At 46.8% G+C, this 25,679-nt stretch carries 16 protein-coding genes; 5 read left to right on the top strand and 11 right to left on the bottom strand.

Going from position 1 to position 25,679, the window contains the following annotated elements; genetic code table 11:
* Positions 1-56 precede the first annotated feature (56 nt).
* From greA to grpE, 9 genes are all read right to left on the bottom strand, one after another.
* Positions 57-533, bottom strand: a complete 477-nt coding sequence (gene greA, locus U0358_RS05000) for a transcription elongation factor GreA (protein WP_322407273.1) — start codon at positions 531-533, stop codon at positions 57-59.
* Complete coding sequence (gene carB, locus U0358_RS04995; protein ID WP_322407272.1) at positions 530-3,754, bottom strand: carbamoyl-phosphate synthase large subunit; 3,225 nt, start codon at positions 3,752-3,754, stop codon at positions 530-532. Before carB ends, greA begins: the two co-directional genes overlap by 4 nt.
* Positions 3,755-3,812: 58 nt before the next feature.
* The gene (gene carA, locus U0358_RS04990; RefSeq protein ID WP_322407271.1) at positions 3,813-4,958 is read right to left on the bottom strand and encodes a glutamine-hydrolyzing carbamoyl-phosphate synthase small subunit; all 1,146 of its coding nucleotides are present in this window, start codon (positions 4,956-4,958) and stop codon (positions 3,813-3,815) included.
* Between the two features lie 158 nt (positions 4,959-5,116).
* Positions 5,117-5,923: a 4-hydroxy-tetrahydrodipicolinate reductase gene (gene dapB / locus U0358_RS04985; protein ID WP_317496558.1), complete on the bottom strand. Its 807-nt coding sequence runs from the start codon at positions 5,921-5,923 to the stop codon at positions 5,117-5,119.
* Positions 5,923-7,155 (bottom strand): dicarboxylate/amino acid:cation symporter, encoded by a 1,233-nt coding sequence (locus U0358_RS04980; protein ID WP_322407270.1) that lies wholly within the window; start codon positions 7,153-7,155, stop codon positions 5,923-5,925. Before U0358_RS04980 ends, dapB begins: the two co-directional genes overlap by 1 nt.
* Before the next feature lie 129 nt (positions 7,156-7,284).
* Positions 7,285-8,121: a M48 family metallopeptidase gene (locus U0358_RS04975; protein ID WP_322407269.1), complete on the bottom strand. Its 837-nt coding sequence runs from the start codon at positions 8,119-8,121 to the stop codon at positions 7,285-7,287.
* 49 nt (positions 8,122-8,170) lie between these two features.
* Positions 8,171-9,325 (bottom strand): molecular chaperone DnaJ, encoded by a 1,155-nt coding sequence (gene dnaJ / locus U0358_RS04970; protein WP_322407268.1) that lies wholly within the window; start codon positions 9,323-9,325, stop codon positions 8,171-8,173.
* Positions 9,326-9,427: 102 nt separating this feature from the next.
* Positions 9,428-11,356 (bottom strand): molecular chaperone DnaK, encoded by a 1,929-nt coding sequence (dnaK, locus tag U0358_RS04965; RefSeq protein ID WP_322407267.1) that lies wholly within the window; start codon positions 11,354-11,356, stop codon positions 9,428-9,430.
* 105 nt (positions 11,357-11,461) lie between these two features.
* Positions 11,462-12,127 (bottom strand): nucleotide exchange factor GrpE, encoded by a 666-nt coding sequence (gene grpE / locus U0358_RS04960; RefSeq protein ID WP_317496553.1) that lies wholly within the window; start codon positions 12,125-12,127, stop codon positions 11,462-11,464.
* 142 nt (positions 12,128-12,269) lie between these two features.
* On the opposite strand from grpE, the gene nadK reads away from it, so the two are divergent.
* From nadK to U0358_RS04935, 5 genes are all read left to right on the top strand, one after another.
* Positions 12,270-13,148, top strand: coding sequence for an NAD(+) kinase (nadK, locus tag U0358_RS04955; RefSeq protein ID WP_317496552.1), 879 nt, complete (start codon positions 12,270-12,272; stop codon positions 13,146-13,148).
* An 80-nt stretch (positions 13,149-13,228) separates the two neighbouring features.
* On the top strand, positions 13,229-14,893 hold the full coding sequence (gene recN / locus U0358_RS04950; RefSeq protein ID WP_317496551.1) for a DNA repair protein RecN: 1,665 nt from the start codon (positions 13,229-13,231) through the stop codon (positions 14,891-14,893).
* 86 nt (positions 14,894-14,979) lie between these two features.
* Entirely contained in the window at positions 14,980-15,330 is a 351-nt protein-coding gene (locus U0358_RS04945; RefSeq protein ID WP_322407266.1) for an outer membrane protein assembly factor BamE, read from the top strand.
* Between the two features lie 30 nt (positions 15,331-15,360).
* Positions 15,361-18,096, top strand: a complete 2,736-nt coding sequence (locus U0358_RS04940; protein WP_322407265.1) for an insulinase family protein — start codon at positions 15,361-15,363, stop codon at positions 18,094-18,096.
* Between the two features lie 192 nt (positions 18,097-18,288).
* A complete protein-coding gene (locus U0358_RS04935; protein WP_322407264.1) occupies positions 18,289-22,053 on the top strand; it encodes an EAL domain-containing protein in 3,765 nt (1,254 codons plus the stop codon).
* 14 nt (positions 22,054-22,067) lie between these two features.
* On the opposite strand, the gene fadJ is transcribed toward U0358_RS04935, so the two are convergent.
* Together fadJ and fadI are read right to left on the bottom strand one after the other, a co-directional pair.
* Positions 22,068-24,194: a fatty acid oxidation complex subunit alpha FadJ gene (fadJ, locus tag U0358_RS04930; RefSeq protein ID WP_322407263.1), complete on the bottom strand. Its 2,127-nt coding sequence runs from the start codon at positions 24,192-24,194 to the stop codon at positions 22,068-22,070.
* Positions 24,194-25,504 (bottom strand): acetyl-CoA C-acyltransferase FadI, encoded by a 1,311-nt coding sequence (gene fadI / locus U0358_RS04925; RefSeq protein WP_317496546.1) that lies wholly within the window; start codon positions 25,502-25,504, stop codon positions 24,194-24,196. Before fadI ends, fadJ begins: the two co-directional genes overlap by 1 nt.
* Between the last annotated feature and the right edge of the window lie 175 nt (positions 25,505-25,679).

Below are 25,679 nucleotides of genomic sequence, written 5' to 3'. Positions count from 1 at the left end.
AAAAAGAAAGGCTGGTAAACTTACGTTTCCAGCCTTTTAAAAAATCATTTTAGATATTAATTATATTGTACTGCAACAACCTCGTATTCAACTTCACCGTTAGGCGTCGTTACTGTCGCAATATCATCGATTTCTTTACCAATAAGTGCACGCGCAATAGGTGAATTCACAGATATTAAGTTTGATTTAATATCCGCTTCATCATCGCCGACTATTTTATAAGTAACTTCTTCATCCGTTTTCGTATTGTAAACGGTGACTGTGGAGCCAAAAATAACCTTGCCGTTATTTGGCACTTTAGTTACATCAATAATCTGCGCATTAGAAAGCTTGGATTCAATTTCCTGAATACGGCCTTCACAAAAGCCTTGCTGTTCACGCGCTGCATGATATTCCGCATTTTCTTTTAAATCGCCGTGCTCACGAGCATCAGCAATAGCTTCAACGATGCGCGGACGCTCAACCGTTTTTAAACGTTTAAGCTCGTCACGTAATAATTGCGCGCCATGTTCCGTCATTGGAATCTGGTTCATATTAACGATACCCTTTTATGTAATTCTTGTACCGAACTCACCCGAGCCCGATCATCCGCTGTATTTGCTTTAACTGTCGCAAACGCAGCATTTAATGTTGTGGTGTAAATAACTTTATTCAATAGTGCTTCACGGCGAATATAGACCGAGTCTTCAATCGCCTGACGGCCTTCTACTGTATTTATAATATAGCAATATTCGCCGTTTTTAATCGCATCAACAATATTTGGACGGCCTTCTTGCAGTTTATTTACAATACTGCAGTCAATACCTTCTTCACCAAGCATTTTAGCTGTACCGCGCGTTGCTTCTAAACTGAAGCCTAACGCCAATAAACCGCGGGCTAGGTCCATCAAACGTTGTTTGTCACTGTCTTTTACAGAAATGAGTGCTTTGCCTTTTTTAGCCAGCGCTTCGCCAGCACCCAGGTTAGCTTTAGCATAAGCTTCTTCAAAGCTTTCACCTACGCCCATAACTTCGCCGGTTGAGCGCATTTCAGGTCCGCGAATAGGATCCACGCCCTGGAATTTAGCAAAAGGAATAACCACTTCTTTCACCGAGTAATACGGTGGAATAATTTCTTTTACATAGCCCTGCTCTTGCAGTGACTGACCAACCATTACTCGCGCTGCCACTTTGGCTAACGGCACACCTGTCGCTTTAGAAACAAAAGGTACGGTTCGCGCAGCTCTAGGGTTTACCTCAATAAGATAAATTTCATCATCTTTAACCGCAAACTGAGCGTTCATCAAGCCATTCACATTCAATTCAAAAGCTAAATTACGCATTTGTTCACGTAATTGAGCCTGAATAATGTCACTCAATGAATATGGAGGCAATGAACACGCTGAGTCCCCCGAATGTACACCGGCTTCCTCTATATGCTGCATAATGCCGCCAATTAGCACGTCGGTACCATCGCAAATAGCATCAACGTCAACTTCTATCGCGTTATCAAGGAAACGATCCAGTAGTACCGGCGCATCATTTGACACTTTGACCGCGTCAGTCAGATAACGTTGCAAATCCACTTCGTCATAGACAATTTCCATTGCCCTTCCACCCAGAACATAGGATGGACGAACGACTAACGGATAACCGATACGTTTAGCCTCAGTTAGTGCTTCGTTGAAGCCTGTAACTGTTGAGTTCTCGGGTTGTTTTAACCCCAGACGACGTACGGCCGTCTGAAAACGCGCCCGGTCTTCTGCTCTATCAATCGCGTCAGGTGAAGTACCGATAATTGGCACGCCATTAGCCTCAAGCTCACGCGCCAGCTTCAGCGGAGTCTGACCACCATATTGAACAATAACCCCTTTAGGCTTTTCAATACGGACAATTTCAAGAACATCCTCGAGTGTAATAGACTCAAAGTAAAGACGATCTGAAGTGTCGTAATCGGTAGATACTGTTTCCGGGTTACAGTTGACCATAATGGTTTCATAACCGTCTTCGCGCAGCGCCAGCGACGCATGTACACAGCAATAGTCGAACTCAATGCCCTGCCCGATACGATTAGGTCCGCCACCAATAACCATGATTTTTTCTTTGTCGGACGGAGCCGCTTCGCATTCTTCATCGTAGCTTGAATACATGTAAGCTGTGCCAGAGGCGAATTCAGCCGCACAGGTATCAACACGTTTGTAAACGGGATGAATGTTATACTTATGGCGCTTTTTACGAACTTCAGCTTCACTCACATGCAGAACGTCGGCTATACGAGAATCAGCAAAACCGCGGCGTTTTAATACCGTAATAACGTCTGCGGTGAGTCCCGCTAAACCGAGTTCATCAATCTCTTTCTCAAGGTTTACAAGCTCTTCAATCTGAATCAGATACCATTCGTCTATGCGTGTCAGCTCAAAGACTTCGCGTACCGTCATTCCTAAGCGGAAGGCGTCGGCGATATACCAAATACGCTCAGCACCCGGTTCTTTTAATTCACGGATGACTTTTGAACGGGCATCTTTAGCTTCTAAGTCCACAATAGGGTCAAAGCCTGAGGCACCAAGCTCCAGACCACGCAGGGCTTTTTGCATCGACTCCTGGAAGTTACGGCCAATAGCCATGACTTCACCGACCGACTTCATTTGCGTGGTCAGCCGGTCATTGCAGTTAGCAAACTTTTCAAAGTTAAAGCGCGGTATTTTGGTGACTACGTAATCTAACGCGGGTTCAAAAGACGCAGGCGTTCTGCCGCCGGTTATCTCGTTATCCAGTTCATCCAGCGTATAACCAACCGCCAGTTTCGCTGCAACCTTAGCAATTGGGAAGCCTGTAGCTTTTGATGCCAGAGCCGATGACCGGGAAACCCGAGGGTTCATTTCAATAATAACCACACGCCCGGTGTCCGGGTTAACGCCAAACTGTACGTTAGAGCCTCCGGTTTCTACACCGATTTCACGCAGAACGGCCATTGCCGCATCACGCATTAGCTGGAATTCTTTATCGGTTAACGTCTGAGCGGGAGCAACAGTTATCGAGTCACCGGTATGAATTCCCATTGGATCGAAGTTTTCAATGGTACAGACAATGATGCAGTTATCGCTTTTATCGCGCACAACTTCCATCTCGTACTCTTTCCAACCCAGCAATGACTCATCAATTAGCAGTTCATTGGTTGGCGAGAGGTCTAAACCCCGTCTACAAATTTCTTCAAACTCTTCGCGGTTATAGGCAATGCCACCGCCACTGCCGCCCATAGTGAAAGACGGTCGTATAATGCAAGGGAAACCCAGTCGGCTTAGCACATCAAAGGCTTCATCCAGACTATGAGCCATTTCTGCATTCGGTGTTTCCAGACCAATCGCTTTCATTGCTTTATCGAAGCGATCACGGTTTTCCGCTTTATCAATCGCATCGGCATTGGCGCCAATCATTTCAACCTTGTAGCGTTCCAGCACACCGTGGCGATCTAAATCCAGCGCACAGTTCAAAGCGGTTTGGCCACCCATGGTCGGTAACACCGCATCTGGACGCTCACGCTCAATAATTTTCTCTACTACTTCCCAGTGAATTGGCTCGATATAAGTTGCATCGGCCATTTCCGGGTCAGTCATAATGGTAGCGGGGTTAGAATTTACCAAAATGACTCGGTAACCTTCCTCGCGCAGCGCTTTGCACGCTTGAGCGCCGGAGTAATCAAACTCACAGGCCTGGCCGATAACAATAGGGCCTGCCCCCAGAATCAGAATGCTTTTAATGTCGGTTCGTTTTGGCATAAAGTCGCTCTATCTGTCCTTTCGCTACGGATGACGGCATCGAATATCATTCGACGAATCAGGCTTTGGCCTGCATCAATTCAATAAATTGGTCAAACAGTTCACTGGCATCGTGCGGCCCCGGACTTGCTTCGGGGTGCCCCTGGAAACTAAAGGCCGGCTTATCTTTACGGCGAATACCCTGCAATGTTCCATCGAACAAAGATACGTGAGTCACTTCCAGATTATCCGGCAACTGTTTCTCATCAACGGCAAAGCCATGGTTCTGACTGGTAATCATCACCCGTTTCGTTTTTACATCTTGTACCGGGTGGTTAGCGCCGTGATGACCAAACTTCATTTTCATGGAGTGCGCGCCACTGGCAATGGCCAGTAACTGATGGCCAAGACAAATACCAAAAATTGGAATGTCTTTATCCAGCAAGGTTTTGATTGCTGTAATCGCATAATCACAAGGCTCAGGGTCGCCCGGACCATTCGATAAGAAAACCCCATCGGGTTTTAATGCTAGTACATCTTCGGCCGACGTTTGAGCCGGTACGACTGTAATTTTACAATTTCGGTCCGCAAGCAAACGCAGAATGTTGTGTTTACAACCGTAATCATAAGCGACTACATGGTATTTATTCTGCTCTGGTTTGGTATGGCCTTCGCCCAGCTGCCAGCTACCGCCCTGCCAGTCATAAGGTTTGTCGCAGCAAACTTCTTTCGCAAGATCCATTCCCTTTAAGCCCGGAAACTTCTGAGCCAGTTCCTGCGCTTTATTTTCATCCAGCTCGCCAACCATAATGCAGCCATTTTGCGCGCCTTTTTCGCGCAAAATGCGAGTTAAACGACGCGTATCAATATCTGCAATACCCACCACATTGTGACGTTGCAAGTAAGCGCTTAGCGTTTCCTCACTACGGAAATTGCTGGCTTTCATTGCCAAATCTCTAATGATAAGTCCTTTCGCCCAAACCTGATCAGACTCTGCGTCTTCAGAGTTAATACCGGTATTGCCTATATGGGGATAAGTGAGAGTAACGATTTGTTCTGTATAAGATGGGTCAGTAAGAATTTCCTGGTAACCTGTCATGGCCGTGTTGAAGACCACTTCGCCGACTGCAGAGCCTTCGGCTCCGATAGCGGTTCCGCGAAACACGGTCCCGTCAGCAAGCACCAGAATCGCTCGTTTAGCGGATTGACTCGCTAGAATACTCAAGGGCAACCTCCGTACATAAAAAAACGGGTAAATCAATAATTTGACTTCCCCGTCTTGCGTCCTGAACCGCGCGTTTTGCCAAATCACGCCGGCCTTCGGACTGATTCAGGCAAATTCCCGCCATTCTACGAAATATTACGAAAATCGTCCAGCAGTATTTATTGCTTGAGCATGCGTTGCAGTATGTCCTGCAAATTTAAGGTGTCCTGCAGGCTATAAAAACCGGGCGCTTGTTCTTCAAGCCATTTGGCGGCACGTAAGGCTCCGTCGGCAAAAGTTTTTCGATTACTGACACGGTGTCCAATCTCAATGCGTTCACCCGCAACCGCCAGAGTGACTTGATGTTCACCGATAATATCTGCTGCCCGCATTACCGAGAAGCCAATACCGTCGTCGCTGCGCAGCCCGTCAGCGCGAATACCGTCGTTAACCTGTTCCCAGTTTTGCTGCCGGCCTTTTGCTGCAGCCTGCCCCAAACTCAGTGCCGTTCCGGACGGGCCATCTTTTTTATCTCGGTGATGCGCCTCAAAAATTTCAATGTCAGCATTGGGCAATGCAGCACTGCTTAAACCAACCAACTGTTCTAGCAAGGCAATCCCGATGCTGGTATTACTGGCGTACAGTACCGGCACTGTCTCGGCCGCCTGAGCCATACGTTCTCTCTGCTCGTCTTTTAGCCCCGTCGTACAAACAACAATAGGTAACTGATATTGTTCAGCAAGCTTCAGGTTTTCAGTGAGCGCTTCAGGCAAAGAGAAATCAATAAGAACATCGACCTGCTCTGGCTGCAGCTCATCGGCACTAATAAAATGAACAGGCTCGCTCTCTGTCGCACTGTCGCCGTAACTGTTGCTGCTTTTTCTGACAATGGCTGCGCCCAGCTTAGCTTGGTTATCGTCCGTCAAAGCCTGAATAACGGCTCTCCCCATTCTGCCCGAGGCTCCAAATACGCCCACATTGATCATTATTTTGACTCCGTCGCTAAATGAGTTTGATCCTGCAACAGGTTTTCACTGCGCGCAACGACTCTGGAAACCATCATATCGCCAGTCACATTGGTCAGGGTTCGGGCCATGTCAATGATGCGATCGATAGCAGCGATAAACGCAATGCCTTCTAAAGGCAACCCAATAACATTCAGAGTAACGGTTAACATTACCAGAGCGGTGCCCGGTACGCCTGCCGTTCCCACCGAAGCCAGCGTCGCTGTTAGCATGATCAAACCGTAATCCATCGACTCTAACGGTATTCCGTAGAGCTGCGCAATAAAAATAGAGGCAACGGCCGGATAAATGCCACCGCAGCCGTCCATATTAATGGTGGCACCTAAAGGTAAAACGAAACTGGCATAATCCTTCGAGACACCCAAACGTTCTGTGACAGCCCGGTGCGCCGCTGGTAATGAGCCAAACGAACTGCACGTGGTAAAGGCGACAATCTGCGCATCAAATACCGCTTTGAAAAACTGCCAGGGACTCATGCCGCCTGCGGTGCGAATTAAACCGCCGTAAACCACCACAATATGGATAAGACAGGCCAAATAAATAACACCCACAAATTTCGCCAGTGGCAGCAAGGTACTAAAACCGTATTCACCAATAACCCAGGACATTAAACCAAGTACACCAATAGGCGTTAACTGCAACACCATACGAGTAATTTCATACATGACTTCAGCGCCCGACTTTATCGTCTTACGCAAAGGCTCGCCTTTGCCTTTTAAACGCTGAATAGCAATACCAACCAAAGCCGCAAAAACAACGATTTGCAGTACATTACCTTCAGTTAACGCTGCGAAAGGATTACTGGGCACAAAATTGAGGAAAACTTGAGCTATACCGGGAATTTGCTTTTCATTTTGCTCTGTTGCAGTCAGCGTGTCTGCAGGGCTCATATCAATTAGACTGGCCAGAGTTAAGCCAATAGCACTGGCAATAATCGCGGTCAGCATAAATAAACCAATGGTTTTAGCACCCAAACGACCTAATTTCTTCCCATCATTCAGATCCGTAATAGCACTAACAATGGCACAGAAAATAAGCGGCGCGACCAGCATCTTAATGGCTTTTATAAACAAATCGCCAAGAGGCTTAAGCGCAACACCAACCTCAGGAGCCAGCCCACCTATTAGCATACCTAATACAAAGGCACCTAAAACACGTTGCCAAAATGGAATTGCAAACCACGCTTTAAACATAATTCCCCAGCCGCTTTATAAAAAATGGGAGCTAGGGTAAAACGTTAAAGAGAAGGTCAAAAAGAATAAATTGAACTAGGTTATAACCTTTTGAAAGGCAGAGGGAACGGAGTCATTCCCTCTGTTACTTTATGTGCCTGAATTACCCACCGATGGCGGACGTTGACAATCTGGTGTATTCCCCGCGGCACGAGCCGCAGAGTAACGCTCTTGTAACGACGGGATCAGCGCTTCAAGGTCTTTAATACGAGTTTGGGGATTCGGGTGAGTCGACAACAACTCAGGCGGCGATTTACCGTCTGAAGCCGATTGCATATTGCGCCACAACTCAGGAGCCTCTTCCAGTTTGAATCCAGCGTCGGCCATATATTCCATACCCAGTTCATCCGATTCTGATTCATGGGTACGTGAATAAGGCAGCAGGATACCAACCTGAGCCCCTACACCTAAAGCGGCCATTAATAGGCCGGCTTTATCGTTATCCAATTGAGTACTGGCAAGAATGCCACCGAGCTGCAAACCTAGCCCGACCATCATGTTGCTAGAGATGCGTTCATTACTGTGCTCAGCAATAACGTGGCCAATTTCGTGCCCAATAACTGCCGCAAGCTGATGCTGGTTTTCGGCAACCTCTATCAGGCCGTCGTATACGCCAATATAACCACCCGGTAGAGCAAAAGCATTGACAGCGGGCTCTGCAAAAACAGTCACTTGCCAGTCCATTTCACTGTAGTTTCCTGGCAAGTTTTCAACTAATGCATCGCTGACACAACGCACGTAAGCATTGACCTCAGCATCGTCATTAATTTTTTTCTTTTCGCGCATTTCCTCGTAGGAGGCAGCCCCCATTTTATTCAATTCGCTACTTGAATAAAGTTGCAACTGCGAGCGCCCCGTCGGAGATTTAGCACAACTGGCCAGTGCGACCAACATGCAGGCGCTTAACGTCACCGTCTTCCAATTCATTGACTGCCTCCGGTCTTTTTTATCATGCACTTATCCAGTGATAGACAATTTAGCTACGTAAGTCATCAAAGAATTGTTTCACGCCGTCGAAAAAACCTTTTTCTTTGGGTCTGAATTTGGCAGCTTCATCGCCGGTACCCATTGAATTTTCGAGCTCTTCCAACATGTCACGTTGCTTAGATGACAGGTTCACCGGAGTTTCAATCACCACTTTGCAAATCAGGTCGCCGACTTCACCAGTGCGAACCGACTTAACGCCTTTACCACGTAACCGGAAGTGTTTACCCGTCTGTGTCTCTTTAGGTACTTTCAGTTTGACTTTACCTTCCAGGGTTGGCACCTCAATGTCACCACCAAGAGCCGCTTTAGTGAAGCTTACAGGTACTTCACAGAAGAGGTTATTGCCGTCGCGGGCAAAAATAGGGTGCTCTCGTACATGAACCTGAACGTATAAGTCACCTGCCGGCGCGCCGTGCTCACCCGCTTCGCCTTCATTCGCTAAACGAATGCGGTCACCTGTATCGACACCGGCCGGAATCTTAACCGATAAAGTTTTAGTCTCTTCTTTACGGCCATGTCCATGGCATGTGCGGCAAGGATCTTTAATAATCGTACCCGTTCCGCGGCATTGAGGACAGGTTTGCTGTACAGCAAAAAAGCCTTGGCGCATTTGGATTTGACCTGCGCCATGACAATGGCCACAGGTTTGCGGCTTACTGCCTTTTTTCGCACCACTACCATTACAGTCGCGACACTCAACCAGAGTGGGAATTTCAAGCTCAACGGTTTTACCACGAACCGCTTCTTCCAGCGACATATCCAAGTTGTAACGCAAATCAGCACCACGCTGGGCACGAGCTTGCTGACGTCTGCCGCCGCCAAAAATATCGCCGAAGACATCACCAAAGATATCAGCAAAATCAGCACCGCCCCCGCCGAATCCGCCTGCACCATGGCCAGCTCCGCCCTGGCGTGCCTGTTCGAAAGCTTCGTGCCCATATTGATCATACATCTGGCGTTTCTGAGGATCAGAAAGGACTTCGTACGCTTGCTTAATTTCTTTAAACTTAATTTCCATTTCTTTATCACCCTCGGTTCTGTCGGGGTGATACTTCATCGCCATACGTTTGTAGGCTTTTTTAATGTCACGTTCATTGGCGTCTTTCGATACGCCCAGAACCTGGTAAAAATCTTGCGTCGCCATAATTTCTTCGTCTTCTATCTGTGCTGTTTATCAGCCTGATACAAATACACGGGCATTACCTTGCGGCAACACCCGTGTGCTTTTGCGAAGTTGCCTTAATGCTTACTTCTTATCGTCGCCTTTGACTTCTTCAAATTCAGCATCAACGACATCATCATCTGCTTTGGAAGACTGCTGTTCACCGCCAGCTGCGCCTTCAGCACCTTGCTGTGCCTGTTGCTGCTGAGCAGCTTCCATCAGCTTTTGTGATGCTTCCATCAACGCCTGAGATTTCGTATCAATGGCTTCTTTGTCACCATCTTTAGACGCTTGCTCAAGTTCTTCACAAGCTTTCTCAATAGCGTCTTTGTCTTCCTGAGACAAGGCGTCGCCAACTTCCTTCAACTGGTTACGGGTTGCATGAACCAAACCGTCTGCCTGGTTGCGTGCCTGCACCATTTCTTCAAACTTCTTATCTTCCTCAGCGTGTGCTTCGGCATCTTTAACCATTTTATCAACTTCAGATTCATCCAGACCAGAAGATGCTTTAATGGTGATTTTCTGTTCTTTACCTGTGTCTTTATCTTTGGCTGACACGTGCAGGATACCGTCCGCATCGATGTCAAAAGTCACTTCAATTTGTGGTACACCACGCGCCGCTGCACGAATACCTTCAAGGTTAAACTGACCCAGCGATTTGTTATCCCCAGCGCGCTTACGCTCACCCTGGATAACATGGATAGTTACTGCAGACTGGTTGTCTTCAGCCGTTGAGAAAGTTTGCGATTCTTTAGTCGGAATCGTCGTGTTTTTCTCAATCAGTTTCGTCATTACGCCGCCCATGGTTTCGATACCCAGCGACAACGGGCATACGTCCAGCAGCAGTACGTCTTTAACGTCGCCCTGCAGTACACCAGCCTGAACCGCAGCACCAACGGCAACCGCTTCATCAGGGTTAACGTCGCGGCGTGGTTCTTTACCAAAGAAGTCAGTTACGGCAGCCTGTACTTTCGGCATACGAGTCTGACCACCCACCATGATAATGTCCTGAATGTCACTGACAGACAGATCAGCATCCGCTAACGCCTGTTTCAGTGGCTCAAGCGATTTCTTAATCAGGTCTTCAACCAGTGACTCAAGTTTCGCACGGGTCACTTTAATTGCCATGTGCTTAGGACCGGTGTTATCTGCCGTAATGTATGGCAGGTTCACTTCGGTTTGCTGCGCAGATGATAATTCTATTTTCGCTTTCTCTGCCGCTTCTTTTAAGCGCTGCATAGCCAGTGGATCTTTACGCAAGTCAATGCCCTGGTCTTTTTCAAACTGCTCAACCAAGTAATTAATTAAGCGGTTATCAAAGTCCTCACCGCCTAAGTGCGTATCACCGTTAGTCGCCAGTACTTCAAAGGTGTGCTCGCCCTCAACTTCATCAATTTCGATAATAGAGATATCGAACGTACCACCACCTAGGTCATACACGGCAATGACGTTGTCGCCGGACTTCTTGTCCATACCGTACGCCAGCGCAGCTGCTGTTGGTTCGTTAATAATACGTTTAACATTAAGGCCTGCGATTTTGCCCGCGTCTTTGGTTGCCTGACGCTGAGCATCGTTAAAGTATGCCGGTACAGTAATTACCGCATCCGTGACTTCTTCGCCCAGAAACTCTTCGGCGGTCTTTTTCATTTTTTTCAGAACTTCAGCAGAAATTTGCGGCGGTGCTTTTTTATCACCGTCAATTTCTACCCACGCATCACCGTTGTCAGCCTTAACAATGTTGTAAGGCATAATGCCGATGTCACGCTGTACTTCATCATCCTGAAAGCGACGCCCGATAAGGCGCTTAATTGCAAATAAAGTTTTATTTGGGTTAGTTACTGCCTGGCGTTTTGCCGGCGAACCCACCAAAATTTCACCATCATCAGTGAATGCAACTACTGACGGAGTTGTGCGGTCGCCTTCGCCGTTTTCAATAACGCGAGCTTTGCCACCATCCAGTACAGCAACACAAGAGTTTGTCGTACCTAAATCTATACCAATTGTTTTACCCATGATTCGTCTCCAACTTCTGATTCATGTAATTTGTTTCGTTACCCCTTATCTGGGGTGCCTATGTTCGAATTTCAATACCCAACACAGGGATAATTTTCGATTTTATTACGCCTTTGTATCCACACCCGAGTTCGAGTTACGCGCAACCATCACCATCGCTGGGCGCAACAAACGCCCGTTCAGCTCATAGCCTTTTTGCATTACTGCAATAATAGTGTTGTTCGGATGCTCATCAGATTCCTGCATTGACATGGCCTGGTGTTGATCCGGATTAAACGCTTCGCCCTCTTCACCAACGGCTTGAACACCAAACTTCTCCAGCGTTGAGGTTAAGCTTTTGTAGGTAAGCTCAATTCCCTCAACAAAGTTTTTGTTCGTTTCGTCTTCTTTGTCAGCCAGCTGTAAAGCGCGTTCAAGGTTATCTACCGAAGTCAGTATCTCGTTAGCGAACTTCTCCAGCGCAAACTTATGCGCCTTTTCAACATCCTGACTGGCCCGGCGACGCACGTTTTCCATTTCAGCCTGAGTGCGCAGTACCGAGTCGCGTTGATCATTCGCCTTCGCCTCTGCTTTACTTAAAGCCAGCTCAAGTTCCGCAATGCGATCCGTTTGCTCTGATGACTGTCCCGCAGTTTCAGCTTCATCGGCTGCGACGTCCTGCTGCAAAGCTTCTTCCGCCGCCTGCGCGGCTTCCTGTTCAGCTTTCTGCTGCTCTACGGTCGGCTCAGCAGCCGCTTCATTTTTTTGTTTCGAATCGTTTTTATCGGTCATAAGTGACTCTCTTTAACCAGTTTAAAATTAAGGTTGCAGAATTAATGGGGGCAAGTTTTTTTCTTTCAAGGGGATTTCTCTTACTTGATAAATTTTCTTGCTCATCGTAGCGTAAGCACACGAACGCACAAGGATTCCGTTAATGAGCGCTTTTACAAAGATTGGGTTACTCGGCAAAGCTGATGATCGTGGGACCCAGTTAACTTTAGAAACGATTGCCACGGCTTTAATTCATCGTGGTTTTGTTCTGTGTCTGGAAGCACGCACGGCGGAGCAATTAAACTTGCCGGAAGAAATCGAGACACTAAGCCTGCAGGACTTAGGCGAATGGGCCGAAATTGCTGTTGTCGTCGGCGGTGACGGCAACATGCTCGGTGCTGCCCGCGCCTTATGTGAGTACGATATCGGTGTTATCGGCGTCAATCGCGGTAATTTGGGGTTTTTAACCGATTTAGATCCCGACGAAGTCATGACGCCTTTGTTGTCGGTACTCAATGGAGACTACCACGTAGAGGAACGTTTCCTGCTCTCCGCCGAAGTCATTAACAACGGCAGTTCATCGGGTACCGGCAGAGCAATTAATGAAATTGTCCTGCACTCCGACAAAGTTGCGCACATGATAGAGTTTGAACTCTATGTGAACGACCATTTTGTCTTTAGTCAACGCTCTGATGGTTTAATTTGCGCCACCCCAACCGGCTCAACCGCCTATTCACTATCCGGTGGCGGCCCCATTCTGCATCCTGGCCTGGACGCAATGACTCTGGTGACTATGTTTCCTCATACCTTAAGCAGTCGACCAATTGTCGTCGATGGCAACAGTGAAGTCAGGTTAAAGGCTGCTTTAGACAATGACTTACTGCAAATTAGTTGCGACGGTCATGTTCGGATGACAGTTCACCCAGGCGATGATGTCATTATCAAAAAGTACCCGAAAGCCTTACGTATGATTCACCCTATTGACCACAACTACTATCACGTATTACGTAATAAACTCGGTTGGGGTAGCCGACTTTTTTAAGCGGGATACTTGCATTTCGACTCAGCTACTGTATAAATACTGTATAACCTGTATATATCAACAGTATTGGAGCGAAGGCTATGTTATCCCAATTAACTATTCGCAACTTTGCAGTCGTTAAATCGTTAGACATTGAATTTCACAGCGGCATGACCGCTATCACCGGCGAAACTGGTGCCGGTAAATCTATAGCTCTGGATGCCCTGAGCCTTTGCCTGGGGAGCCGGGCCGACGCTAACTGGGTTCGCCCGGGTCAGGAAAAAGCCGAAATTACAGCCGTTTTCGCGTTGGAAGATGCCAGCCCCGCTCACCAGTGGTTAGCTGATAATGAGTTTGACGCTGATGATGACTGCGTTTTACGTCGTGTTATTCAGCGCGACGGACGCTCCAAAGCATGGATTAACGGGACACCGGTTCCTGTCAGTCAACAAAAATCTCTGGCACCACTATTAGTCAACATTCATGGTCAACACGAACATCAACTGTTGTTAAAGGACGAGCATCAATTAACGCTACTCGACAGCTACGCCCGCCATCAGCACTTGTTAGACAAAGTCCAACAAGACTATAAAAACTGGGCTTCAGTTGAGAAGCAATACCAAAGCTACCAGCAACAAAAAGAAGAACTGGAAGCCCAGCGTCAGTTACTTGAATATCAGGTTAATGAGCTGAATGAGTTTGCGCTGGAAGATGGCGAATTCGACGAGCTGGAGCAAAAACACAAGCGCTTAAGTAACAGCAAGGTTTTACTCGAAGCCGGTGTGTTTGCCTTAAACGCTCTTTACGAAGGAGAACACAATAACGCATCCAGTCTGGTTCAGTCAGCCAGCCAGCGCTTAGCTGAAGCTGAGGAGATGGACACCGCACTTTCTCCTGTTACCCAGTTATTGCAACAGGCAAAAGTACACATTGAAGAAGCGGCACTTGAGTTACGCCAGTATCAGGACGATTTAGAACTCGACCCGGGCGAACTTCAGATTATAGAAGACCGTTTAAGCGCCGCTATTCATTTAGCGAAGAAGCACCAGATACCCGGTTCAGAACTGAGCCAGCAACACAAAAAGTTAATAGACGAACTTGATAATCTAGAGCAAGCGGGCGAACAAGCCGAGAAACTTGACGAAGACCGGCAGCAGGCTCGAAAAGTCTACCGCGAGAGTGCTCTTAAGCTTTCGGCGAGCCGCGAACAGGCAGCTGCGGAGTTAAGTCAGCAAATAAGCAGCTCGATGCAAGAGTTGAATATGCCACATGGCCGTTTTGTTATTCAGGTTGAGCATGACACCAGCGCCCGGGCTACGCGACTGGGTACCGATGAAGTCGAGTTCCTGGTAACAACCAACCCCGGACAACCCATACAGGCACTGAATAAAGTCGCTTCTGGGGGTGAACTTTCGCGAATTAGCCTTGCCATACAGGTGATGACAGCGACACAGAAAACGGTTCCTACCATGATGTTTGATGAGGTTGATGTTGGCGTCAGTGGCCCTACGGCATCAATAGTGGGGTCTATGCTTCAGGCTTTGGGGAAGACCTCTCAGGTTATTTGTGTTACACACTTACCACAAGTCGCGGCTAAAGCTCATCAGCAATTACAAGTGAGTAAGTCAACTGATGGGGCCGAAACTGAAACCTCGGTAGTTGCGTTATCTAAAGAACAGAGGGTTATCGAACTGGCGCGCTTATTGGGTGGCGACAAAGTTACCGACATGGCAAAAGCAAACGCGAGAGAGTTACTCGCCAGTTAAATTCGTTCTATACTGGCGTTCGGGTAAGTCATTGTTTATCATCGACGCCAATACAATCAATTGAGATTAATTTTAATAGGTATTTCATGTCAAGATTTGGAGTTTTTCTAGTTGCCGTTATAACCTTAAATGGCTGTTCTCTTCTCGATAAAATGGTATATCGCATTGATATTCCTCAGGGGAATTATCTTGAGCAGGACGATGTCGACAAATTGCGGGTGGGAATGACTGAAGAGCAAGTTGTCTTTGTGCTGGGAACTCCTGTTGCGCAGAACAGTTTTGACTCTGACCGCTGGGTATATCTTTATAAAATGGATCCCAATTCAGGTAAAGATTACCGCAAAGAGTTGATGTTAACCTTCAATAACGAGCGTTTACAGGATTTTAAAGGCGACTTTGATAAACCCGAAGACTTTAACCAGGCTCTGGATCAGTAACTCGCCTCGAAATCGACATCAAGGAGAATTATGGCGAACTCTTCACTTAACGATGAGGTCGTCCGTGTTGTCCGAAGTTCTGAAGACAAACGAGACTATCAGCACCTGACATTAGGGAACCAATTAAAGGTGTTATTGGTTCACTCCCCTGATAGCCAGAAAGCCGCGGCGTCTGTCGCGGTAAATGCCGGCCATTTTGATGATCCTGAACATACTCAGGGGTTGGCTCATTTTTTAGAGCACATGTTATTTTTAGGCAGCCAAACGTTTCCTGAACCCTCCGCTTTTGGACATTTCTTAAATTTGCAAGGTGGTCAGCACAACGCCTGGACCGGCACTGAATTTACGAACTATCACTTTGACTGCAATGCTAATGCACTACCGCAGGCGCTGGAATATTTTTCCGCTGTGCTGAAGTCCCCTTTGCTCTCAGAGAGTTGGATAGACAAAGAAATAAGTTCTATAGAGTCTGAGTTTCGCCTGAAACAGAATGATGAACTCAGACGTTTGTATCAGGTTCATAAGGTTACCGCGAACTCAAAGCACCCTTTCAGTCAGTTCTCTGTTGGCAACCTTAATACCCTAAAACACGATGAGCACGGCACCTTAAAAAGCAAGTTGCAGCGTTTTTTTAACGAGCATTACGTGGCGCAAAGGATGCGTCTGGTCATCGCCGGTCCTCAGTCTCTTTCTGAGCTCAAACAATTAGCCCACCGCTACTTTGCTGATATTAAACAACAACGCATTGGCAAGGCGTCTATCAACGTTCCTCTTTATCGTCAGGAACAAAAAGGCGTGTGGATAACAGTTAAACCCGTCAAGGCAGCTTACCGTCTTATTTTGACATTACCGTTACCAAGTATCGACGCAGACTACCCGCATAAAACCACCAGCTTTATCGCGCATTTATTGGGCTACGAAGGTCCCGGAAGTTTATTCAGCGCTTTGCGTTCGAAAGGTTGGGTCAACTCACTCTCGGCGGGTGGAGGTATTAGTGGTAGTAATTTCAAAGACTTTAATATTAATATCCAGCTTACTGAGGCAGGGCGCCGCCAGGTTGAACCGGTTGTTCAGTGGGTTTTTGCCTATATCAGAAAAATTGAAGCTGACGGGATTGAAGACTGGCGCTACAAAGAGCGCCGCATTACCACAGAAATGAGTTTTCTGTATCAAGAGCCGACTCCGGTCGGAGAACTGGCTAATCAGCTCGCTGTAAACGCTTTTCACTATAGTCCAGAAGACACACTCTACGGTGATTATCGTATGGATGGGTTGAATCACTCGTATGCAGCAAAAATCTTGCAGCAGATGACCGCCGAGAACGCGCGCATCACTTTAATCGCTCCTGATGTCCGTACGACTGAAATCGCGCCGATTTATCATACGGAATATGGCTTAAGTCCTATCAGCAAAGAACAGTTTCAGTTGTTTTTATCAACACCAGATGACTTCAACTGCCAGCTACCCAAGCCCAACCGTTTTCTCAACTCCCGCTTTAAACCATTGCCTCTGGAGGCTGGAGGCTCTCTGCCAACACGATTAGAAGACAGCGCACAGTTACAATTATGGCACCTGCAGGATCGCGATTTTCGAGTGCCCAAAGGGCACATTTACTTGTCCTTAAGATTACCCGCGGTAACCAGTTCAGCTTTTCACTTCGCTATCGCCAGATTATGGTCTGAGCTTATGATAGATGCGTTAAATGATGACTTATATGACGCCGAAGTCGCTGGCTTACATTTTAATATTTACCCAACTCAAAACGGTATCACAATACATACAACCGGACTTTCTGCCGGGCAAATTCCATTAATGCAACATCTTATCCGGCGAGCTTTGAAAACTCGTTTTGCGAGACGCCGCTGGCAGGATCTGAAACAAAGCTTACTAAGTAACTGGCATTCAGCTCATCAGAGCCAACCACTGAACAAGCTTTTTGCTGAACTGAACCAACAACTGCAGTCTGGCTTATTTCGGCTTAGCGATTTAGCCTATGAACTCGAGAAAATCTCTTTCCGCCAGTTTACTGTAGAAATAGCTAAGCTTTTCTCCCCGGTGCACGTTACTGCATTAGCTCACGGTGACTGGCAAAAAAGCGAGGCCCTGGAACTGGGACAGCTTATTAAAAAGAGTCTCCCTGACCAACGCAGCGTTCCCAACAAAAGGCTTCCGGTTAAACGTGTCCGTGATTTTTGTTCGCAGCAATTAATTGTTCCTGCTGAACATTCAGACATCGCTATTTTGCTTTATTTTCAGGGCGAAGATGATACTTCAACAGAGCAAATCAGTTTTATGCTCTTGCAGCAGTTAATTCATCAACCTATATTCCAGGCGTTAAGAACCGAACAACAACTGGGTTATGCCGCCGGGAGCCAGTACTTTTCGGTAAAGCGTTTGCCCGGGATCTTATTCTTTTTACAGTCACATGAGTTTGATGCTGAAAAACTTTATCAAGCAATACATGACGTGATTAAAGTGCAAGTGGCGGAGCTTGAGGATCTGACACTGAAGGAATGGCATCACGCTAAATCGGTACTTAAACAGCAGATTAAGACGGTTGATCGTAACTTAAGGGTTCGCAGCCAGCGGCTCTGGGGTGCTATTCAGCTCGCCGATACAGGGTTTAATCGCCAGCAAGAACTCCTCAGTGCCCTGGAACATTGCCAACTCACCGACTGGCTGGAACGAATAAAACAGCGTTTAGGTGATAAATCGCAAGCGCTAAGGCTTCAAACCGAAACACTGACTGAATCGAATAGTCTTTGACAGTCAGTGCTTCTCTCGTTATCTTAACGCTATACTAACAATAAAGAGCTGCTGAAGTAGCCATTCAATAGGTTTTTCGTGAATTTTACATTGCCTATCAGGACATTATGCCCTGCTCTTTTTCTATGTATTTTGTTATTCGGAAGCTTTAGCTTCCATGTTTACGCGCAACACTCCTCCACACAAAATGCTGTGCACCAGTGGACCTTTAATGAGGGCTTACCCAGCAACCATGTAAATGTTATAGCTCAGGGACCACAACGTTTCTTGTGGATAGCGACAGCCAGTGGCTTAACTCGATTTGATGGCAACGAATTCAAAAATATTTTAGCTACACCTGAGGCAAAGAGACATTTACTTTCAGATAATATCGAACATCTGTTTTTCGATACATCGGGTGCGCTATGGCTCGGAACCCGAGACGGCTTGGCAAAACTCCAGCTTAACTCCGAAAATAGGCTTAAAACATTTGAGTTATCGGGACGTCAGTCCGGCAGTGAAACTCGTATAAAACACATTTCGGAAGATGACAAAGGCCGGTTACTGGTTAGTACAGATCGATTCATTTACCGCCACACTCCCGGGACAGAAGATGTTGAACCCTTAAGCCTAAACTATAACGGCGCCCCCATTCAGAACGTAAACTATATGTATCACGGCAAAAACTGGAGCTGGTTAAGTACTGAAAATCAGGGAGTGTTTGCCTGGGACGGTTTTTCCAGTGACGTTTTTGCGGTTAATAAACAAAATCCAATTACAGAAAGGCTACCGGGTAGGCTACTTTATGCTGCGGTTCATTTTCAAAATCAGCTATGGCTTGCAACAGAGCAAGGTTTGATTCTGCTGGACAAAGATTTACGCTTACAACCACTCCCCGAGCATCTTAGCAACCTGGATAAAGTTAATGATATAGCATTAACGCAAGACCGTTCCGCCATTTTACTCAGTACGACAAATGGCCTGTATGAATTACGAAATGAAAAGCTTACCCAACTTCATAACGCGCCCGCAGCCGCAGCTATAGAAATTACCCGGGGCGATGTTTTTTTCTTAACGAATAATCAGGGCGTATTTCAAATTGATACGCCCTTGGCTCCGTCTGTCCTGGCCTCCTCAAATACACAAAAAAGCTCAGCCAGCATAACAATGCCGCAACTGATGCAACAAGTATCAGCAGCAATAGAAGATGACAGCGGTAACTGGTGGTTAGCGACAGACTTAGGGCTAGTATTTTACAATACCGTCAATGAAGAAATCTCGGAGCTTAATCACTACCCCGACGCTCAGTTTGAGATCAGTAAAATGCGTTTATTCGCTAACCAACTTTATATTGTCAATAACTCTGGAGCTCTATATCAGTACGATATTATCAATAGAAACTGGAGTTCACTGGCAACGCCAGTATTGTCGGCAACGCCCGGTAATTTAAATTTAACGACTTTTGACCACTCGCTTTGGCTGCATACTAAAACCGAAGCCATCGAAATAAACGCATTTGGACAAGTCTCTCAGAAAAAAACAATTTCTGTCGATAATGAACGGTTAAACAAACCTCCCTATATAGACTTAAAACAAGTCGGTAACGCCACCTTTATAGCTGACTTTGCGGTTCCGTTCGCGGCTGCTCCGGCAGAGTTACGCTACCGCTACAAATTGAATCACGGCGAAAATAGCTGGCAAACGTTAGAAAAAAGTGGTGCTCCGCTACAACTATCGTCTTTGCCCGCAGGTTCGCATAAATTAGAGGTTCAGGTATCTTACAATGATGACCTCTGGTCCCCATCGACGATAGCTCAGCTTGACGTTGCCGTTCCTTTTTGGAAAACACCTTTTGCATGGGTTTGCTACATACTTATCTGTGCCCTGGGTCTGTTATCGTATTGGCGTTATCTGCGCCAGCGGCAAACCCAAATGCGTCACGACCTTAAGCAGTATCGGCGACAGGCTCAGGGTGTCCTTTCCAGCCGTTACCAATGCTGGGAATGGGACCTCGAATCAGGCGAACTGATACGACAGAATATCTGGGAAAACTGTCCTTCTTTCCCTATTGACGGGAAGCGACTCGGCCTATCTGGTGGTAAGTCGAACGTACACCCGGAAGACTTAAAACGACTGCAAAAAAGCCTTGAAGATCATTTAAATGGTGAGTCTGATTCGTTCGAATGCAGCTACCGGCTCGACAACCAAGGAAATTGGCTGTGGGTGTTAGATAGAGGAAAACTCCAAGTTAACGGTGAACATCGAACCATGTTCGGTACTCTTGGTGATATAAGCAGTCTGATAAGCTCTGAAGAGCGAATTACAATGCTGGCCTCATCTATCACAAATATATCTGATGGAATTTGCATTTATGACCGTTTTTTCAGAAAGCGTGAGGTTAACAACGCATTTGAGAAAATTAGCGGTTTCAGTCGTGAACAGGTTTTAGGCCAGTTACTAACACTTGAGTGTTACCCTGAAAGCTTTGTTAATCAAATAAAAAGAGCCGTCATAAAAGAGGGAACCTGGCGTGGCGAAGTCACCGATATTAAAGCCAACGGTGAAGAGTTCCTGATGGAATTAACTCTTGATGCTGTTCGGGATGATAACAGCGAAATATCACTCATTGTTGCCAGCTTCTCGGATATTACCGAAAGGCGCCACACAGAAAATGAGCTTCGTCGCTTGTCAAACACCGATACTTTAACCGGTCTCCCCAATCGTTCTTACTTTCAAGTCAGTCATTCAAATCTGGTTAGGAAAAAAGTCTCACATACTCTATTGCTCTTTGATTTAGATGACTTTAAGAAAATTAACGACTCCTTAGGTCATGAAGTAGGCGATCAGCTTTTATGTCAGGTTGCCGAGCGACTCATGGACATTGGTCGTCGGCAGGATACTCTTTATCGATTGGGTGGAGACGAGTTTGGTTTGCTCATTGAAGACAGCGTGGACATAAACCTAATTGGTGATTTGGCCAATCAAATTAACCTAAAAGTCGCAGAGCCTTACTTCATTGAGCAGCAGGAAATTGTCATTGGCAGTTCCATTGGCATTGTACTTTACCCTCACGACGGCCGGACGTCGCAGGAGCTTTTGCAGAAAGCCGATATGGCGATGTATCATGCGAAGCAGCGTGGCGGAAACTGCTATCAGTTTTTCAGCCAGTCAATGAACGAAAACGCAGTCAAACGACTTAAATTGGAAAATGAATTAAGGGCGGCTTTAAAATCTCATAATATTCGTGTTTACTATCAGCCGAAAATAGAAATACACTCCGGCCATATTGCCGGACTTGAGGCGCTGGCTCGCATTGAGAACGAAGACGGCTCAATGATTAATCCCGCTGACTTCATTCCTCTGGCCGAAGAAACCGGGCTTATCATTCCCCTCGGCGAAGAAGTTTTGCGCCTGGCATGCCGTGATATGAAGCGCTTTATGGCCTGCCAGGGTTCGCCCAAGAGCATTGCTGTTAATTTATCTGCGCGGCAGTTTATGCAATCCAGTCTGGCCTTACAAATTGAACAAATTTTACGAGAAGAAGAGTTGCACCCTCGACATGTTGAGTTTGAGATAACCGAAGGCATGGTCATGAGCGACCCTGAACGCGCCATTACTATGATGGAAAATCTCTCAGATATGGGCGTAAAACTGGCTCTGGATGACTTTGGTACAGGTTACTCTTCGCTGTCTTATCTTAAGCGCTTTCCAATGAACAGCCTGAAAATTGATAAAGCCTTTGTTGACGACATTACCATCAACGACAAAGACCGCAATATGGTGGCGTCAATTATTGCAATGGCGCATAACCTTGGTTTGAGGGTTGTTGCAGAAGGCGTTGAAACCAAAGCCCAGCTGCAGACATTAAAAAGCCTCAAATGCGAATGCATTCAAGGCTTTTATTTTGCAAGGCCAATGCCGGCTGATGCATTAATTGAGTTTATTGAGCAGCACAACGAAGTTACTGCTCAGGCTTAACCCATTAAGAAAAACTATTGATAAAAACTCCAGCCATTCTCTACCATCTTTTTAAGTAATGGTGCCGGGGTGTATCGTTCACCTCGCTCGGTCGCCAGCTTCTCCAGTTTGTTCACTATGTTTCCAAGCCCCTGGCTGTCCATATAGCGGAAAGGCCCACCAAGGAAAGGGGGGAAACCGATACCAAAAATTGCACCGATATCACCATCACGAGGACTTCGGATAATCTCTTCCTGCAAGCAGTACGCCGCTTCATTCAGCATAGGCAACAGACAAATATCAACGATATCGTCCGCAGATTTACTCTGGCTCGGATCAATATCCAGCAACGAATACACTGAAGTGTCTACCGGTTTGCCCTTCACTCCCTTACCGTATTGATAAAAGCCTTTCTGATTTTTCTTGCCTTTACGATCATCGTCTATCAATTTTTCAAAAGCTTCAGGGGCTTCAAAGCGATCACCCAGTTCCTTCACTAATACCGGAGCCACTTTTGCCGCCACATCAATACCAACCTCATCAAGTAAAGTAATTGGCCCGACCGGGAAACCAAACTTCACCAAAGTTTTATCTAAGTGCTCAATAGGCTCTCCGGCCAGCAGCAGGCGTGCCGCTTCGTTCATGTAGGGCGCAAGAATCCGGTTTACATAGAATCCGGCACCATCTTTCACAACTATTGGAGTTTTGCCCTGCTTCTTAGCCAGAGACACCGTTGTGGCTATGGTCTTATCCGACGTCCCCGGATGGGTAATAATTTCTGCCAACGGCATTTTATCGACCGGAGAAAAATAGTGGAGCCCAATAACCTGCTCCGGACGTTTGGCTTTAGCCGCTATTTGAGTAATAGGCAGTGAGCTCGTATTGGTAGCAAAAATGGTCGACTCGGCGGCGTACTCTTCGACGTCAGCAACCATTTTTTGCTTCAGGTTAAGGTCTTCAAATACCGCTTCAATAACCACATCGGTACGTTCAAAACCGCTATAGTCAAGCGAGCCGCTAAGCATTAGCATGGTCTTTTCAAGCTCTGCACGACGCATATGACGACGCTTCACTTTTTTATCTAGACGCTCGTAACTGTAATGTAACGCATGCCGAATTCCGTCTTCAGCGATGTCCTTGATACGCGCGGGAATGCCTGCTTTAGCCGCCGTAACATAGGCAATGCCACCGCCCATCAATCCACCACCTAAAACGCCAACCCGTTTAACCGTATCGGGTTTAACACCATCGGCACCGGTTTCTTTCTTCATTTCTGTGGTGGCGAAGAAAATCTGGCGCAGCTCATAAGATTCTGGTGTCATCGCCAATTCACCAAAACTGCGGGCTTCTTTGTCTAAACCTGCTTCACGGCCACGTTCAACACCTTCACGCACTGTCTGAATGATTTTATCAATTGCCGGGTAATTGCCCTGAGCTTTCTTCTGCGCCTGCTCGCTGGCCTTTTTAAAGATAATGTCGCGGCCAAACTTGGTCGCTTCCAGCACTTTGCTGATGCCCTTAAGTGGTGGCTTAGTGGCTTTTGGCTTACGTTTTAACGCGTTCTCAACGGCAACATCCAACAATATGCTTTGAGGCACAACCTCAGCAACGAGCCCTGCTTTTTTAGCCTGTTTGGCTCGCAACTCCTTACCAGTCAGGATCATCGTCAGTCCTTGCTGGACACCAACCAGTTCAGGTAGACGCTGAGTACCGCCACTGCCCGGTAACAAGCCTAATTTCACTTCAGGTAAGCCCAGAGCTGTCTTGCTGTTGTCGGTACAAACGCGTACATGACACGCCATCGCCAGTTCCAGTCCACCGCCCAGACAGGCTCCGTTAATAGCCGCAACCACAGGCACATTCAACTGCTCGATGCGATCAAACATAGCCTGCCCTTTTCGCGCCAGACTTTCTGCGTCCACGGCATTTTCACAACCGTCTATCATGTTGATATCAGCACCGGCAATAAAGGAGCCTGGTTTACCACTAATAAAAACCACGCCCTTAACTGAATCATCGCTCTCTAAACGATTCATTAAGCTGCCGACTTCTTCAGCAAATGAGTCTTTTAAGGTGTTCATCGACTCACCAGGGACATCAATCGTAATTACAGCGACGCCGTCGTCCCTAACTTCCATAGTGAATGCTTTATCCTGACTCATTATTCTGTCTCCACAATCATTGCTGCACCCAGGCCACCGGCAGCACAAGCGGTTGTTAAACCGACACCACCACCGCGACGGCGCAATTCATTCAAAGTCTGTGTGATCATTCTGGTACCAGTTGCGGCAAACGGGTGACCATAAGCAATGGAGCCGCCCAGCACGTTAAATTTATCCATGTCGATTTCGCCAATGGCTTTATCACGACCCAGCTTCTCTTGCGCAAACTTGTCACTGGCAAACATTTTCATATTCGCCAATGTTTGCGCTGCAAAAGCCTCGTGCATATCAATAAGGTCTAAATCATTTAAGCTCATACCGGCACGGTCAAGCGCAACCGGAGTTGAATAGGAAGGTCCCATCAGCATGTCTTCTTCCACCTGCAGGGCAGCAAACGCGTAACTGCGCAAGTAACCTAATACCGGCAGACCCAGTTCTTTTGCGCGGCTTTCGGTCATCATCATGACAGCGGAAGCTCCGTCCGTTAATGGTGTACTGTTTGCAGCGGTCACTGAACCATACTTGCGATCGAATACCGGTTTTAATTTTCCCAGCTTTTCTATCTGACTGTCGCCACGGATATTATTATCGCGGCTCAAGTGCTGTTTGTAAGGTTCAGGGTAGGCAGTCATCACTTCATCACTTAACCAGCCAGCTTCCCACGCCGCATGAGCTTTTTGGTGCGATCTTACCGTTAACTCATCTTGATCTTCACGGCTAATGTTATGCGTTTTCGCCATTTGTTCAGCCGTTTGTCCCATACTAAGCCCGGTACTGTATTCAGCCACAGCCGGTGGTACAGGCAATAAGTCTTTAAAGCCTAAACGCTTCAATATTGAAAACCGTTGCCCTAAGGTTTTTGCTTTATTCAAATCGACTAAAGCACGCGCCAGACGTTTACTCACACCGATAGGCAACACCGAAGACGAGTCGGCACCACCGGCGATACCACCACGGATGTGTCCGGCCACCATAGCTTCGGCAATATTTACTGCGGACTGAAAGCTGGTAGCACAGGCGCGTGATACACTGTAAGCGTCGGTACCAACAGGTAGGCTGGTTCCCAACACGATTTCACGGGCGATGTTAGGCGCTTCCGGCATTTGCACAACCTGCCCAAACACCAGTTGCTCAACCCAGTCACCTTCAATACCGGTTTTATTCACTAACTCCTGGACAACCATTTTACCTAAGTCGACTGCCGGTATGCCGTGAAAGTCCGTTGCCTGTTTCGCAAAGGGTGTTCTTATACCTGCCACAAAGGCAATTCTTTCACCATTTACGGTTAGCAAGCGTTGTGCTGCTGTCATAATAAATCCTCAATTCAAAAACCAATACTGGTCTGACCACAAATTATGTTACAAATTCTAGCCCGTAATAGAGCAGATTAAAACCACCGTTTTCGGTAAAGTATGCTGTGTAGATTGAAATTTCGGAACAAAGACAGCATTGTTGCTGTCATTGCTATGCAGTACTGACAGCATA

This window comes from Idiomarina sp. PL1-037, from assembly GCF_034422975.1.
Lineage (GTDB): Bacteria > Pseudomonadota > Gammaproteobacteria > Enterobacterales > Alteromonadaceae > Idiomarina.
This window is presented reverse-complemented; position numbering and strand designations above follow the sequence as displayed.

What these genes read in the sequence shown, in the direction of transcription:
- greA (WP_322407273.1), bottom strand. Translation starts at nt 533, where the DNA reads ATGAACCAGATTCCAATGACGGAACATGGCGCGCAATTATTACGTGAC.
- dnaJ (WP_322407268.1), bottom strand. Translation starts at nt 9,325, where the DNA reads ATGGCGACGCAAGATTTTTACCAGGTTCTGGGCGTATCGAAAGACGCC.
- U0358_RS04980 (WP_322407270.1), bottom strand. Translation starts at nt 7,155, where the DNA reads ATGTTTAAAGCGTGGTTTGCAATTCCATTTTGGCAACGTGTTTTAGGT.
- recN (WP_317496551.1), top strand. Translation starts at nt 13,229, where the DNA reads ATGTTATCCCAATTAACTATTCGCAACTTTGCAGTCGTTAAATCGTTA.
- fadJ (WP_322407263.1), bottom strand. Translation starts at nt 24,194, where the DNA reads ATGAGTCAGGATAAAGCATTCACTATGGAAGTTAGGGACGACGGCGTC.
- U0358_RS04945 (WP_322407266.1), top strand. Translation starts at nt 14,980, where the DNA reads ATGTCAAGATTTGGAGTTTTTCTAGTTGCCGTTATAACCTTAAATGGC.
- nadK (WP_317496552.1), top strand. Translation starts at nt 12,270, where the DNA reads ATGAGCGCTTTTACAAAGATTGGGTTACTCGGCAAAGCTGATGATCGT.
- dnaK (WP_322407267.1), bottom strand. Translation starts at nt 11,356, where the DNA reads ATGGGTAAAACAATTGGTATAGATTTAGGTACGACAAACTCTTGTGTT.
- dapB (WP_317496558.1), bottom strand. Translation starts at nt 5,923, where the DNA reads ATGATCAATGTGGGCGTATTTGGAGCCTCGGGCAGAATGGGGAGAGCC.
- fadI (WP_317496546.1), bottom strand. Translation starts at nt 25,504, where the DNA reads ATGACAGCAGCACAACGCTTGCTAACCGTAAATGGTGAAAGAATTGCC.
- carB (WP_322407272.1), bottom strand. Translation starts at nt 3,754, where the DNA reads ATGCCAAAACGAACCGACATTAAAAGCATTCTGATTCTGGGGGCAGGC.
- grpE (WP_317496553.1), bottom strand. Translation starts at nt 12,127, where the DNA reads ATGACCGATAAAAACGATTCGAAACAAAAAAATGAAGCGGCTGCTGAG.
- U0358_RS04940 (WP_322407265.1), top strand. Translation starts at nt 15,361, where the DNA reads ATGGCGAACTCTTCACTTAACGATGAGGTCGTCCGTGTTGTCCGAAGT.
- U0358_RS04975 (WP_322407269.1), bottom strand. Translation starts at nt 8,121, where the DNA reads ATGAATTGGAAGACGGTGACGTTAAGCGCCTGCATGTTGGTCGCACTG.